The organism is Haloarcula sp. H-GB4 (assembly GCF_030848575.1).
Classification (GTDB): Archaea; Halobacteriota; Halobacteria; order Halobacteriales; family Haloarculaceae; genus Haloarcula.
Genome location: NZ_JAVDDX010000009.1, coordinates 1 through 12,914, shown reverse-complemented (window position 1 = coordinate 12,914; position 12,914 = coordinate 1). Strand labels below are relative to the sequence as shown.

The following is a 12,914-nucleotide window of genomic DNA, read 5'->3' as shown; positions in this document are numbered from 1 at the left end:
GAAGAACTCCGAAATGTACACCCGGTAGTCGTGGATGGCACGAACGGTTCCGTTCGGACGGACCAGACGCTCCGTGCCAGACTCTCGATGGGCAACCGTCGATGGTTCGACGCTGAAGAACGTAACATAGGCGTCACGAATCCAGAGTCCAGAGCGAGTGTCCGTGACGTTCACTGGTCGCGAGGAGTTCTCGATACCAGTCCGGAACGAGTCGTGTTCAGGCCGGTTCCACAGCGTCGTGTTCGATGGCTCGCGAGAGAGCATATCTCCCGTGCATGAGGGCAGAACAGCCAGCGTGCCGTTCTCGGCCTCGGCCCGGTCGGCCCGTGTGAGGTCTGGATGATCGGGGTCGCCAGACCACAGCGCACGGAAGAACGTGTGATTGTGGTTGTACGACCGGTTAGGTGGGAGAACACCCGCCGTCGCGTTGTCCCCGACAGAGGCGTTTGCTGGTGGGTTTGAGGCATTCTCGTAGCACGAGACTCGTGCGCTGAGGTTCTGCCTTGCTCCAACTTCGACGGACCTATTCACGGCTGTCTGGTTCGTTGCTGGCCCTCGGTCGACGGACTCGTTGCCCCCGGTTTCGTTGGCTGCCGTTCCGTTGGCCGCTGGGCCTCGGGCACTGGACTCGTTGGTTTCAGTGTCGTTCGCTTCCGTTCCCTCTCCGCTGGAGCCATTCGGTGCGGTGGCGTTTTGTTGTAGTACCCCCGCGCCACCGTGGCTCGAACCGGTGAGGGTGTGTGCCGTCCCCCGCTCAATCTGGACTGGGTTGCTACCAGCAGACGCAGACCCCGCAGCTGCGACTGTCAAGAGCAGCGAGCAAAAGGCCGCGATCACCAGCAGTGAGCGGAGTGGTGGCATCGTTTAGAATGGCGTCACGCAGTCCGAGAAGCCGAAGCCAACGTTGTTCCCGAACTTCGTGATAAGCTCTGGAGCCACGATTGCCAGCACAACGACGCCGAGGCCGACCAGCGAGAGGATAAGATCCCGGCGAGCCTCGTTTTGCTGGTTCGGGTTCCCCGACGCACGCATGTATGAGAGTCCACTGCGACCGACGAAGACCATCGTCGCCGGCAGACCAAGGCCAGCCAGTGCCCCAAAGACGACGTTGACGCCGTCTTCGACAGCAGTGCCACAGTATATGTTCCCGACATCGGTTTGGCCCATCGCAGAGCCAGCAAATAGCGTGAGGATCAACAGCAACTGCGTTGCCGGTCGCACACCGGGCGTGAGCCACGCTTCGGCGAACCGGCGCTTTGCGTGACTGTAGAGTGTTGGTCGTGAAGTCGATTCGTTCGATGCGTTAGTTCGTGCTGACATAGATATCTCTGTTTCGAGCGTCTTGCTTGTCCACTGATGCCCCACGGGTGATCTGCTACCGTTTTTGTATTAGTTTTCTCACACTTATAGTGAATTCTGCCCTGAATCCACCAGCACGTGTTGACAGTGGGGCTATCAAAAAACTTGTGAACAAAATTAAGAGTTCTAGATTGTGATAGGTAGTGTTACTCGATAATGCCTTAATTTTCGAGCCGCATAAATTCTAATGCTAATAGAAACATATATTAGTTCATTAACCAGTAACTTCGTTAACTAGTCTATCAGCCGCAGAGTTTCCAAACCGTATATCAGAAATTACCGCAGTTGGGAGGTATATCGACAGTGCCAACTGGTGACATATTTAATATAATTAGACACAATAAGGGCATAGAAGCTAATCAATAGAACATCATTAGGCTAGTTTCATAGAAGGGCAAAAGCGGGGCATTAGACGAGTCAGACTGAAACCAGAACCTTACGTTGTCCATGTCGTGGACCACTCCCATGTCGTCAATGTCGCCGCACACTCCCTCATGTGGTCAACTCTGCGATGCTGAGTGAGCGGGAATAAGACTGAACAGAGTGAATGATTCGACACCTCCACGCATAGGCATTCGCTCGTACCCGAATCAAGGAACACCCCAGGTGTCGAGTGTAAATAGGCATTAAATCGCGTATCACACCATTCAGACCCTTATTTAGATATTCTAGGGATCTACCAGTCCGTAAGTTCGGGTGAGACACCCCAACTGTCGAGTGTAAACGATTGATTCTGCCGTTAGTAGAGTCTATACGGCAACAATAGTAGAGAGTGTTCCCAAGAGGGAAGAAAATAGTACACCCCTCTGGGTGTCGAGTGTAACACCAGCAGTTGCTCTAGATCTTTGGATGCCTAGAGAAGCACTTTCTTGGAGACACACACCCCGGGTGTGTGTGTATGCAGTATGATTCACAACTTATTTAATAAGTCGGCATACCGACTCCACCCCGACAAGGATTAACCAATGTCAACGCCAACGTTGACATACCAATGGCGACCGCTGATGAGCAGATACGAGTTAGCGATCGAGTGAAGCGACAGCTTGACCGTCGTCGGCGTGAGGGCGAATCGTTCAACGACGTGCTCGAACGCGTCCTTGATGAGAGCGAAGATGCTGACTTCTACGACGGGTTCGGGATTCTCTCTGATGAAGACGCCGACTGGATTCGAAACAAGCGCGAGAAGTCAAAAGAGAAGCGGAAAGAGCGGATGCGACGGTTAGGCGAGGATACATGAGGGTTCTTGATGCAAACTTCCTTATCGATTACCTGAGCGGTCACCCTGCCACAGAAACGTACTACGAATCGAACGGCGGTGAGGAAGAGCTGTGGGTAATGCCTGCTCCCGCCCACGCTGAAGCACTCGTTGGTGTCGGAAACCTCCCATCTGGAGATCTTGAAGAGGCGGTTGAAGCGCTGTCGTGGGGTGAAATATACGAAATCAACGAAGAGCTGTCGGTTGAAGCGGGACGAATCTCTGCCGAGGTTGGACCACAGGGACCGTATCTTGACGATGTCGACGCGCTCGTTGCTGCAGTCGGACGAGAACTTGATGCTACAGTGGTCTCGGCCGACGGTGACCTCACTCATGAGGAGACGAAACAAGTCGTCGACGTTGAAGAGTATCGCTGATTACCCAAACGGCTCGTCTTTGCGCTCTTCAGACGAGGCGCACAAACGCTACGGTTTATGAAACCAGTCGGAACAACTGTAGCGGCTGGCCTCGCCGGCAAAATTTTGTGTTCCTCTGACGGGTGAGAGGATGACTGACCTCACACTCGGTACGTTCGGAGACGGAGACAGCGCCGACAACAACCTGGATCCCGATGCCGCAAGCATCGCCCGATGTGCGACGACAGGTCGCGCTCCTGATCGCGACGGTGGTAGTTGGGCATCCCCAGACGAGGACTGGGGGCTGATAACGCAGCGGCCAGCATCGTCGATCAACACGTCGGCTGGTCGAGCAACAAAACAACAGACGCGCTGGGTCGTTGACGGAGACGTCGGGGCATATATTGAACAGTACGCAACTGGTGACCTCCTGCAAATTCCAAACACGTACGGCGAGTTCAGTTCGGTCGACACTCGAGTCACATTCACCGACGGACTTGCTGACAGCTACGGGTACGGGATTGATGCCCAAGCACTGGAAAAGGCATTGCGAGTCCTCACTGGGGGTGGCCGATACACTGCGTCGCAATATACCGCCATCCCGTGCGGGAAACGGCCGTGGATTTTGACGGGACCAGAAGGGACGCTCCTGTGCAGTTGTATGCCTGTTGAGCGGCCGGAGAACCCATACACGAGGGAGCTCCGGACGCCAGAGACGACCCTGCAGATCGAGGAGCAGAACCAAACAGTTCGTACGGGGGCCGCTGAGTTTGCCCACCTGCTGTCCGACGCTCTCGGTGTCGATATCGAGGGCGTAGAGTACGCAACAGTACGCGGAAAAACATATCACTCGTTCGTCGGGGCGGAAGATGAATTCAAAATCGAGGCGAGAGACTTGGCACAGCTACACGGGTTAACATCCGATCCAGCCGTCATCCAGGGGACAGTCAGCCGAGGAGTCCAGCCCCCCAGCGGTGGCGACCCAATCTCGGTTGAGTGGGACGGGCCGGACCATCCGGTCGGATATCTCGACGAGGGAGACGTGATCGGCGGCTATGAATTTGCGTGGGAACAGCCCGAGAAGTCGCTGGAAGACGTTGCAGTCGTTCGCGAGTACCGGATAACACGGAACTACTCGCGCTGGACAGTCGACTATCGCACCCATCGCCTCGCGTCGGTCGTTCCCTGACCGACGCCGCCAACGGCATATTTTGTGTACCCTCCGGGAAGTGGAGGGGAATCCAGATGTCACAGTCCACAGCGGCCAGTAGCACCGAAGCAGCAACCACAGACGCCGAAACGAGCGTGCCAGAGACGTCGGCGGATGACGAAGCAGAAATCGACACTGCAGACCTCTTGGCGCTCAATGCCCCGCAGTACCTCCGGATCAGCGGCGAGGTCCAGTTGTTTGAGCAGATTTTCGCGGCGGCTGGCACGGTCACAGACAAGACGCGGCTGGGGATTGGAGAGTCGGGAATCGCCATCCGAGCGGCCGACCAGCAAGGGCACTCGATGGTCGACCTGCGTGTTTCTGGGAGTTCATTCAGCACCTTCGACGCGGAGACGGGGACGTTGGGAGTGGACGTCGGACGAGTTCGAGATGCACTCTCGATTGGCGATGCAGGCGACCTTGCACAGTTCGCACTCGATGCGGCGAACAGCACGCTAGAAGTCGACATCGACGGGATAACGCGCACCATCGAGCTTGATCCGGTTGAATCGCTCCGCTACCCTGTTGAAATGCCGGATATTGATATCCCCGCGACTGTCCACCTGAGTCCAGACGACATATCTCTCGGTCTCGATGCAGCAGATATGCTTGACGGCCGGTTTGACCTCTCCGTTGACCCGGAATCCGGAGAAATGCAGTTTGCCGCAGACGGTGACACTGACAGTATGACGTACCGGAGGGAAGACACCGATCTAATTGCCTTCGAGCCTGCGGATGTCGAGGTAAAACTGGACTCGTCGCTCGTCAAATCAGCGAACGCTGGCCTTCCAGAGGGCACGAATCGGGCGTTACACATCGGTAACGAGGTCCCGCTCGTGCTGAAATCCGGATTCCCTGACGCCGCTGGAGCGATGCAGTTCGTGATAGCACCAAAGCTCCCGAACTGAGCCGGTTCCGTGTGGTTTTGCGGAAACGGTAGTACGGCTAACCAACACCGACCGCTATACTTCGCAGTTGTTGGTTAGCGCTTATTTTGTGTATCCCCGGTTAGGTGAGGGATTTCCTCTATGGACCAAACAGTTCCAGATCACGAGCGCTTTGAGCGTGAACAGATCGCAAAGGACTGTGACCGGCGGCGTCCCGATACTGTCGAGATCGACGAGCCACGAGCCTGCGAAGTCGTCACCAGTCTAATTGATGAGGGCGTAGTTGAACCAATTCCAGAACAAGCAGTCTTGCAGCACGTTCCTTCCAGACGGTGCTTCGACTCCGACTTGGCGCTAGCGTACTTCCACAAGGGCTGGGAGGCTGGCATCGAAGAGTAGCACCCAGATCTCCAACAAGTCGCTCTTATACAAAACTGCGGGGCACAGATGGATAGTGCACTCACAGGGTATTTACGGGCTCTTTCGGCAGTTCTGTCTAACGGAGACTCTATTTAACCAACAGACATATCGTTGAAGACCCGCGTTGGTTAAGACAGAGAAGTTGATGTCCCACGAACTCCCGACACCACCGATGAACCTCCCGACGGAGATCGTCAACACGCTCAACGAGTCGGATCCGAAGAGGCTGCGTGACGTTGCTACATACGCTGAAGCGCTAGCTGAGCACAAGGAACGTGAGACCCGTCTCAAGGAATCAGCAGATCAAGAAGAGGTCGAAGAACGACCAGACGATCTCCCGGGCGAAGTCCCTGCCAAAGCGACGATTACGGTCAAGGAGATCAACGACAACCGCTACTACTACTGGCAGTGGCGAGAGGGTGACACGGTGAAATCACAGTACAAGGGACCGGTCGATCCTAACGAGTGAGTTCCTGACTATACGAAACTGATCAAGATACTCGCATCATAGAGCTGGAATTTTAACCTGCATTAAGTGATATAGTGTTGGTTAACAGTGTTGAGTCAGCACATCGGCCCACACCGGGTTTCCGGTGAAAAGAGCGCCACTATCTCACATGGGTAGACTGTTGGAATCTCAGACGCAGCACACCACGTTTCCGATGAAATCAGGAGTCTACAGTCAAATATCAGTGGTTATCAGCTAACGAGAGACACCGGATTTCTGGTGAAACTAAGTCCATCCAGAGATACGGAACAGTGGTAGTACGCTGTTTTACAAAATCGATTCAGCTGATTGTATCTTCGAGCACCTGTTGCACGACATCTGGATCTTCCAGGAGCTGATGCTCTGTATAGCTCCCCTCTGCACTACCACCACTGTGGCGCGTTTGTTCGATAATATCTAAGAAAGCGTGTTCCTTGAGAAGGTCGCGGACGCGTCGTAACGAGAGAGGATCAGAGCCTTCCTGACGGCAAATTTCTTCGTACACGTCGTAGATTCGGGTTGTTCGGAAGCCGATATCATCAGCTCCATCGCCAGCATTGTCAACCGAAAGGATAGTCAGCGCCTGTAGTACGTATCGAGAATGTGGCGTTGAGCCGCTAATGAGTTCACGGAACCGATCAGTCTCAGCCCGCTCTCGAGCTTGAACAACGAAGTCTTCTGGAACCGTATTCATGTCCGATGATTGGGCAATTTCACCTGCATATCGAAGTATGTCAATCGCTTTTCGTGCATCGCCGTGCTCACGAGCTGCCAGTGCAGCTGCCCGAGGGATAACACCACCTTCGAGTACTCCCTCTCTGAATGCGTCGCTCCGTGCACTCATGATTTCATTGAGCTGATTAGCGTCGTAGGGTGGGAACACAAATTCTCGTTCGCAAAGACTGGACTTGACCCGCTCATCCATCCGATCCTTATACTTGATTTTGTTGCTAATTCCGATGACACCAATCTTACAATCTTCAATTTTTCCAGCCTCTCCAGCTCGTGACAGTTGCATCAGGATGTCGTCGTCTTCGAGTTTGTCGATCTCGTCGAGGATTATGAGGACGACGTCATAATGCATATCGAGAATCCGCCAGAGACGCTTGTAGTAGGTTGCAGTGCTAATTCCCTTGTCGGGAATGTAGATATCATTCTCTTCCGTATTTACTGAGTCCGCAATCGTTTGCACAGACTGGGTTTCGGTGCTGTCCTGGGCACAATCCACATATGCGTAGACAGCGTTGATACCCTCCTTAGACGCGGTATCGACCAGTTGACGAGAAACGTATTTTGCACAGAGGGACTTCCCTGTTCCAGTCTTCCCATACAGGAGGATGTTGCTAGGACTCTGGCCAAAGATGGCAGGATTTACCGCATTAGCCAGTTGCTTGATTTCTTCATCTCGACCAACGATGCGATCCTCTTCCGGGAGATGGCTGATTTCAAGCAGTTCCTTGTTCACGAAAATGGGATCTTCAAGAATGAAGAGATCGTCAGAGTCGGACATTGCTTGTACACCGAGTTTCCGGTGAAACGTCTTGATACTTTCCCTGAGACACACACACCACGTTTCCGGTGAAAACCGTCTAGAGGGTGTTTAGTGTCCAGATGAAACGGGGGTTAGGATACACCGGAAACATGGTTTCAACTGCGATCTACCTCATCCGCAATGGCGGGATAGCCAACGAAGTACCGGAGTAAAATCTCGAGATGAATAGGATAGAACGGTTCTGTGGAGTGTTTTCGATTGGAGTGCTGAAAATCACAAGCGAGAAAATCTCGCTTTAACCTACGAAAAGCGATTCAGCTACTGGAATGTCACGCTAGTATTGTATATAAAAGTATGTCAGACATAGCAATAAAGATAGTATCTGGTCATTTCCTTGCTGTGGGGAGTTCTATTGTGCTCTTCCTCCTGTAGATTTCCCTGAATCCGCAGATAGCGTAGGAACATTCCTTTTGTAATCAAAGGGTTTAGCAGCTATACTGTCTTTATTGGGCAATTTCACCGGAAATCTGGTGTGTCTGTCTATGCTCCCCAGTTGACGCAATAGTAGTTGATACGGAGCGTTCTCGGTTACTGCTATGGCTCTCTGTTTCACCGGAAACCCGGTGTGCGTGTGGTTCAATTCAGCGGTGATTTGGCTGATTTGGATTTCACCGGAAATCCGGTGTGCATGCGAAGTCTCAGTATCTCTCAGATTTCACCGGAAACCCGGTGTCCCCCTATCACATTTCAACAGTAGTCTCTCAGTTTCCCCGCCGTCGAATCAGCTAGCTCCCGTCGAATATCTGTCCGATCCCACCCTTTTGGAGAGAGTATACTCTCGACTGCTCGGACAAGTTGTGTCTTGTAGTACTTGTGATCGTATTCTGCAATCCCCCCTGTAGAGGAGTATAAGATGGTTATTATACCAATGAGTAGGTGAATACTGAGGTAGAATAAATTAAACGACCCTGCAAAACGCTTCTTCGGTAAAGTCATACAACCGCCCTACTGGGAATGAACGAACCAGTGAATCAGTGGCGGGTTGAAGTCTCGGGCGTACCCACACCTGAGGCCGCGCTCACGGGCGAATAAAAATACCTCTCGCGCTCTGCCTACATCTTATCATCGCAACCACTTATTACGAACGCGAAGGCAATCAGAGAAGTACTGTGGTCACGGTATGTCAAGAGTTCTATGATATTTCTCGTAATGATATAATCATCTCAGTAGTGATACTATAAAAACACTTCAGGGCCCCAAATGGGGGTTCACTTGTGGTAGAACCAAGTGATTCTGCGGCGAATGGAACTAAAAGCTCGCTCAATCGTCGGTCGATACTACTCAGTGTGGGAGCCGTGTTCGGCCTCAGTCTCGCCGGTACATCGACCGTTTCCGGACTTAGAGATGCAATTACTACCGACGCGACACAGAACGTGTCCGCTATCAGTGATCCGAACATAGAATTTTTCGATGTCGATGAATCGTATCTGACGATGGGAGACGTCACATTCCGGGGCGGGAACACTCTCGACCTCATCGTTGGTCTCGGTAGCGGAGCCTGCACGCGAGACCAGGACCCGGATGACTTGTTCTACACAATCGCTGATAGGGGCCCGAACTTCAATTGCAGCGACGCCCCGGACGTGGCCAACAAGAGCGTTGAGTCTCTCTGCCAGGGAGACACTGGCGACAAGATATTCACGAACCCGGGCTACACGCCGTCAATATACACTGTTCGCCTGGATACCGGGGCCCGGTCAAACACGGCAATGGTCACCGAAACAATTCCACTAAAAGACAGTGATGGGAATGATATCACTGCAATCAGCAATCCGCTGGAAGTAACGACCACTGAAGGAGCGTACTCTATCAATGGCAACCGTATCCCCTACGATCCGAACGGCATGGATATCGAGGGTGTCGTTCGTATGACTGATGATACGTTCTGGATTGCAGAGGAATACGGACCGAGTATCGCTGAAGTTAATCCGAACGGGCAAATCGTCGCCCGACACGTCCCTGAGGGTGTCGACGAGGATCTCGCTGACGCAACGTACCCGATTATGCCAAGTCTGCCGGCAGTGTGGCGTCGACGTAAGCTGAATCGTGGCATCGAGTCACTGGGCATCAGTCCGGACGAGACTCAACTCGTGTTCGCGATACAGTCTCCGTTTGCAAATCCCGACGTTGAAACCTCAGAATCATCACGAAACATCCGCGTAGCCACTTTCGACCCTGCATCGGGCGAGATGGGTGACCAGTATCTCTATCGACTCGACCTGCCAGAAACCTTCCGACGGGACAATGTGGACGGTACGCCGGACCAGAGCGATGTTAAAATCAGCGAACTGCGCATGTTAGATGAAGACCGGCTACTCGTGCTTGAGCGGGTCAGTGCGACGACCAAGCTTTACGTCGTCTCGATGGCCGACACGGACCCGATTCCGGCGGAATATGATGAACTAGACCGCGATGAAACGCTAGAAAGTCTTTCTGAAGACGAACTCCAGAGTGTCGACAGCTTCGAAAAAACGCTTGTGTTCTCGACAGACGACTACGACGGATTCCCTTCGAAAATCGAGGGCATCGCGATGCCGACTGAGGGGACGATGATCCTAATAAATGATAATGACTTCGGTTATACGGACGTGGATACAAAAATCGCCCGTATCCAGTATCAGGAGCCGATTGTCTGATCGAATACCCCCGTACCGCCTGCTCTCATGATGAAGTGGGCGTATAAATATCACAACATCGCACGTATCCAAGTCATGAATCCCAACCCCAGATTTCTGCTCACACTTGTGCGTGTTATACAATAGTTTTCGACTGGTAAAGATCGTGCTCGTTCTCGTGAAGCACGTGGATGGGTTTTCACAGGGGAATTCAAGAGCATATTTTATTGTCTGGTCACCTATTTTCTGCGGAGTCTGCGGCGGTGCTGAGAGGCTCTGAGATACACTTTGGCCTGCCTTTTGATGTCGCAGGAGTTGGCGTAGATATCGCGGCTAGAGCAGTCTCCACCGCTGTAAACGACGTATTTACCGACGATTGAATCGCCTTCTTCGAGTGGTTTGTAAGCCCAGAATTCATCTGTATATATCGTTAGAGACTCTCTGTCGTAGTTAGCAAGCAGGAGTCAAGCAAACCAACGAATCAGTAAAGGACCGCGGCCTCGGGCGAACAGACTCCCGAGGCCGCGTCAACGCACGAGCACAAGTGCTAGTTGTCGCTGTGTCCCCGCCCGTTGTTGGCATCACTAACTACGAACGCAGAGACAGTCCGGGAAGCACGATCACCACGGTGTGACAAGAGTTCTATGACACCCTCCTGATTGTAAATGCTAAACTCTGGAATGCTCACGTAATGACTCTCTACCCGCCAGCCCGACTCCGAAAGCGGTCCCAGCGGCAGCAGTCAATTTTCTGTCCCCCAGTGGCGGTGCGGGGGCGTGCCCGAGAGCGCGTCCCGGAGATAGATCAATGTCAACGATACAGTCAGACACGCCAGAACAATCCAGCCAGAAGACTACTTGCACCTTCGACGAATCCGACTCCCGGGATGAGGAAATGCGTGACCGACTCGATGCGTGGGTCGAGGACCTTGCCGACCTCACGAACGAGGCTCAAGCCAGCGAGCAGTTCCAGCAGTGGCTCGACGTCCAATCGAAGTTCCACGATTATTCAGCCCGGAACACGCTGCTCATCAAGCTCCAGTGTCCCGAGGCAACCCGGGTCGCCGGCTACAATACGTGGCAAAATGACTTCGACCGGTACGTCCAGCAAGGTGAGGACGCCATCTGGATCTGGGCTCCAATCATTACGAAAAAATGCCCCAAATGTGGAAACTCCCCGTCGTATCACGAGAACACGGACTGTGAATACGACGAGACAGACCCCGAGCAGTGGCAGCGGGGACTGGTTGGGTTCCGGCCAACGTCGGTGTTCGATATCTCTCAGACCGAGGGTGAGCCACTTCCCGAACTGGAGACAGAAGCCCACGGCGAACCAGATGGGCTTGTCGAAGACCTGTTGGACGCCACCGACGAGATCGGCGTCGACGCAAGAATCGTCGCTCCGGAAGAATGGAAGCATGGGTCTGCACGGGGTGTTTGCGAGCATCGGAGTGTGACGACCACGAATCCGATGGTGGAAGCAATCGACCGCGATAACCGAGCCGCTCTTGCGAGTACACTGATTCATGAGTTCGCACACGCCGATCTTCACTTCGATGTTGCGGATGAGGCGGAGCGGTCGAAACGCGAGGTCGAGGCTGAGGCAGTTGCCTACGTGGTCAGTCGCCACTTTGGGCTGGACCCCGACAACTCGGCGTTCTACCTCGCGGCGTGGGACGGTGACGCTCCCGAGACGTTACGGGACCGGCTGGACCGGATCTCATCGACTGCAGCGGATTTGATCGATGCCGTCGAAGGTGACAGCTGAGAGGGAGCGGTGTCTTTCCAGTCATGCTTGAGAGCCATATTTTGTGACTCCCTGGTGGGTGAGGGAGTCCAAGATGCGTTCAACAGCAGCGTCGGGCGGCAGCCCTGTCGGACAGTTTCTGAGTGTCTTAGCAGATTTGCGTGACCAGATCGGCGGGCCGTACTACCTTGGAGATGTCAACGGTCGGTTAGAGTGGCCCGACCGGGGAGTCTACTTTTTCTTCTCGCCAGCAAGCGACCTTCGCGCAGCGACAGCGGTCGACTGGCGACTCTCCCGGATCGGCACCGTCGGTGTCAGTGCCGGCTCGTCGAATACGCTCTGGAACCGACTCAGGCAACACCGTGGGAACGTTCGCGGGAAGTACGCCGGCGGTGGCAACCACCGAGGCTCGATTTTCAGGTTGCACGTTGGACGGGCACTGATCGAGAAGCACGGCTGGCACGACGAGTATCCCCACTGGGGCGAGCAAAATCCCGACGCCGAGACGACTGCTGTTCGCGAGCAAGAACACGAACTTGAACAGCGTGTATCGGAGTATATCCGTGATCTGCCGTTTCTCTGGGTTGACGTTCCGGGCGACCCCGGACCCGAGTGTGACCGAGCGGTGATCGAAGCGAACACTATCGCGATGGTATCGCATCATCGTCGATCCGCAGGGCCGTCAGACCTCGATTGGCTCGGGTATCACTCGCTGAAATCTGAGGTATTCCAATCCGGTCTGTGGAACGTGCGCCACGTCTCTGACTCATTTGACCACTCGGTCATGGACCAGTTATCGGCGTATATTTCGTTAACAGAAGCGCTGGATCATCAACCGCGGATCTGAGGGCGGGGGAGGTGGTCCCGAAGCGAGAATGCAGTACGCTCGGATAGGTAACCGTAGGCAATCCCAGCCAGTGGCGCGATTACGGGGACCCACCCCGGTACTGACGGCTCCGCCGAGAAGACCTGCCAGAGTGCAGCATACATGCTGACTACGTAAGCGGACGCAACGGCTGTCGAGAGT

General features: G+C 53.9%; 11 protein-coding genes and 3 pseudogenes. 10 read left to right on the top strand and 4 right to left on the bottom strand.

Translation table 11 applies throughout. The features are described from left to right. Together RBH20_RS21230 and RBH20_RS21225 are read right to left on the bottom strand one after the other, a co-directional pair. Positions 1–861 (bottom strand): annotated as a pseudogene (locus RBH20_RS21230) (hypothetical protein); the annotation flags it as partial. A 3-nt stretch (positions 862–864) separates the two neighbouring features. Next, positions 865–1,320 carry a hypothetical protein gene (locus RBH20_RS21225; RefSeq protein ID WP_306712412.1) on the bottom strand — a complete coding sequence of 152 codons (456 nt, stop codon included), beginning with the start codon at positions 1,318–1,320 and terminating at the stop codon, positions 865–867. Between the two features lie 1,030 nt (positions 1,321–2,350). Between RBH20_RS21225 and RBH20_RS21220 the strand changes: the two genes are divergently transcribed. The 6 genes from RBH20_RS21220 to RBH20_RS21195 all read left to right on the top strand — a co-directional run bounded on the left by RBH20_RS21220 (position 2,351) and on the right by RBH20_RS21195 (position 5,956). Continuing rightward, positions 2,351–2,596, top strand: coding sequence for an antitoxin VapB family protein (locus RBH20_RS21220; protein ID WP_306712411.1), 246 nt, complete (start codon positions 2,351–2,353; stop codon positions 2,594–2,596). Next, the gene (locus tag RBH20_RS21215) at positions 2,593–2,991 is read left to right on the top strand and encodes a PIN domain-containing protein (RefSeq protein WP_306712410.1); all 399 of its coding nucleotides are present in this window, start codon (positions 2,593–2,595) and stop codon (positions 2,989–2,991) included. Before RBH20_RS21220 ends, RBH20_RS21215 begins: the two co-directional genes overlap by 4 nt. 130 nt (positions 2,992–3,121) lie before the next feature. Further along, complete coding sequence (locus RBH20_RS21210) at positions 3,122–4,159, top strand: hypothetical protein (RefSeq protein ID WP_306712409.1); 1,038 nt, start codon at positions 3,122–3,124, stop codon at positions 4,157–4,159. Positions 4,160–4,215: 56 nt separating this feature from the next. Further along, positions 4,216–5,088, top strand: coding sequence for a hypothetical protein (locus RBH20_RS21205; protein WP_306712408.1), 873 nt, complete (start codon positions 4,216–4,218; stop codon positions 5,086–5,088). 120 nt (positions 5,089–5,208) lie between these two features. Further along, positions 5,209–5,466 carry a hypothetical protein gene (locus RBH20_RS21200; protein ID WP_306712407.1) on the top strand — a complete coding sequence of 86 codons (258 nt, stop codon included), beginning with the start codon at positions 5,209–5,211 and terminating at the stop codon, positions 5,464–5,466. A 166-nt stretch (positions 5,467–5,632) separates the two neighbouring features. Beyond that, the gene (locus RBH20_RS21195; RefSeq protein ID WP_306712406.1) at positions 5,633–5,956 is read left to right on the top strand and encodes a hypothetical protein; all 324 of its coding nucleotides are present in this window, start codon (positions 5,633–5,635) and stop codon (positions 5,954–5,956) included. A 319-nt stretch (positions 5,957–6,275) separates the two neighbouring features. Here the strand turns inward: RBH20_RS21195 and RBH20_RS21190 are convergent, their stop codons facing one another. Next, on the bottom strand, positions 6,276–7,484 hold the full coding sequence (locus tag RBH20_RS21190; RefSeq protein WP_306712405.1) for a Cdc6/Cdc18 family protein: 1,209 nt from the start codon (positions 7,482–7,484) through the stop codon (positions 6,276–6,278). A 1,475-nt stretch (positions 7,485–8,959) separates the two neighbouring features. Here RBH20_RS21190 and RBH20_RS21185 point away from each other — a divergent pair. The 4 genes and pseudogenes from RBH20_RS21185 (at position 8,960) to RBH20_RS21170 (ending at position 12,734) form a co-directional block, all read left to right on the top strand. Beyond that, positions 8,960–10,162, top strand: a complete 1,203-nt coding sequence (locus RBH20_RS21185) for an esterase-like activity of phytase family protein (protein WP_306712404.1) — start codon at positions 8,960–8,962, stop codon at positions 10,160–10,162. Positions 10,163–10,595: 433 nt separating this feature from the next. Continuing rightward, positions 10,596–10,775, top strand: a pseudogene (locus tag RBH20_RS21180) (IS5/IS1182 family transposase); the annotation flags it as partial. A 173-nt stretch (positions 10,776–10,948) separates the two neighbouring features. Next, positions 10,949–11,908 (top strand): ArdC-like ssDNA-binding domain-containing protein, encoded by a 960-nt coding sequence (locus RBH20_RS21175; protein WP_306712403.1) that lies wholly within the window; start codon positions 10,949–10,951, stop codon positions 11,906–11,908. Between the two features lie 73 nt (positions 11,909–11,981). Then, positions 11,982–12,734 (top strand): hypothetical protein, encoded by a 753-nt coding sequence (locus RBH20_RS21170; RefSeq protein ID WP_306712402.1) that lies wholly within the window; start codon positions 11,982–11,984, stop codon positions 12,732–12,734. Here RBH20_RS21170 and RBH20_RS21165 read toward each other — a convergent pair. Beyond that, positions 12,719–12,914 (bottom strand): annotated as a pseudogene (locus RBH20_RS21165) (HNH endonuclease); the annotation flags it as partial. The gene RBH20_RS21170 and the pseudogene RBH20_RS21165 sit on opposite strands and share 16 nt — an antisense overlap.

Coding starts and splice junctions, on each gene's coding strand:
- RBH20_RS21225 (WP_306712412.1), bottom strand. CDS start 1,320: ATGTCAGCACGAACTAACGCATCGAACGAATCGACTTCACGACCAACA.
- RBH20_RS21220 (WP_306712411.1), top strand. CDS start 2,351: ATGGCGACCGCTGATGAGCAGATACGAGTTAGCGATCGAGTGAAGCGA.
- RBH20_RS21215 (WP_306712410.1), top strand. CDS start 2,593: ATGAGGGTTCTTGATGCAAACTTCCTTATCGATTACCTGAGCGGTCAC.
- RBH20_RS21210 (WP_306712409.1), top strand. CDS start 3,122: ATGACTGACCTCACACTCGGTACGTTCGGAGACGGAGACAGCGCCGAC.
- RBH20_RS21205 (WP_306712408.1), top strand. CDS start 4,216: ATGTCACAGTCCACAGCGGCCAGTAGCACCGAAGCAGCAACCACAGAC.
- RBH20_RS21200 (WP_306712407.1), top strand. CDS start 5,209: ATGGACCAAACAGTTCCAGATCACGAGCGCTTTGAGCGTGAACAGATC.
- RBH20_RS21195 (WP_306712406.1), top strand. CDS start 5,633: ATGTCCCACGAACTCCCGACACCACCGATGAACCTCCCGACGGAGATC.
- RBH20_RS21190 (WP_306712405.1), bottom strand. CDS start 7,484: ATGTCCGACTCTGACGATCTCTTCATTCTTGAAGATCCCATTTTCGTG.
- RBH20_RS21185 (WP_306712404.1), top strand. CDS start 8,960: ATGGGAGACGTCACATTCCGGGGCGGGAACACTCTCGACCTCATCGTT.
- RBH20_RS21175 (WP_306712403.1), top strand. CDS start 10,949: ATGTCAACGATACAGTCAGACACGCCAGAACAATCCAGCCAGAAGACT.
- RBH20_RS21170 (WP_306712402.1), top strand. CDS start 11,982: ATGCGTTCAACAGCAGCGTCGGGCGGCAGCCCTGTCGGACAGTTTCTG.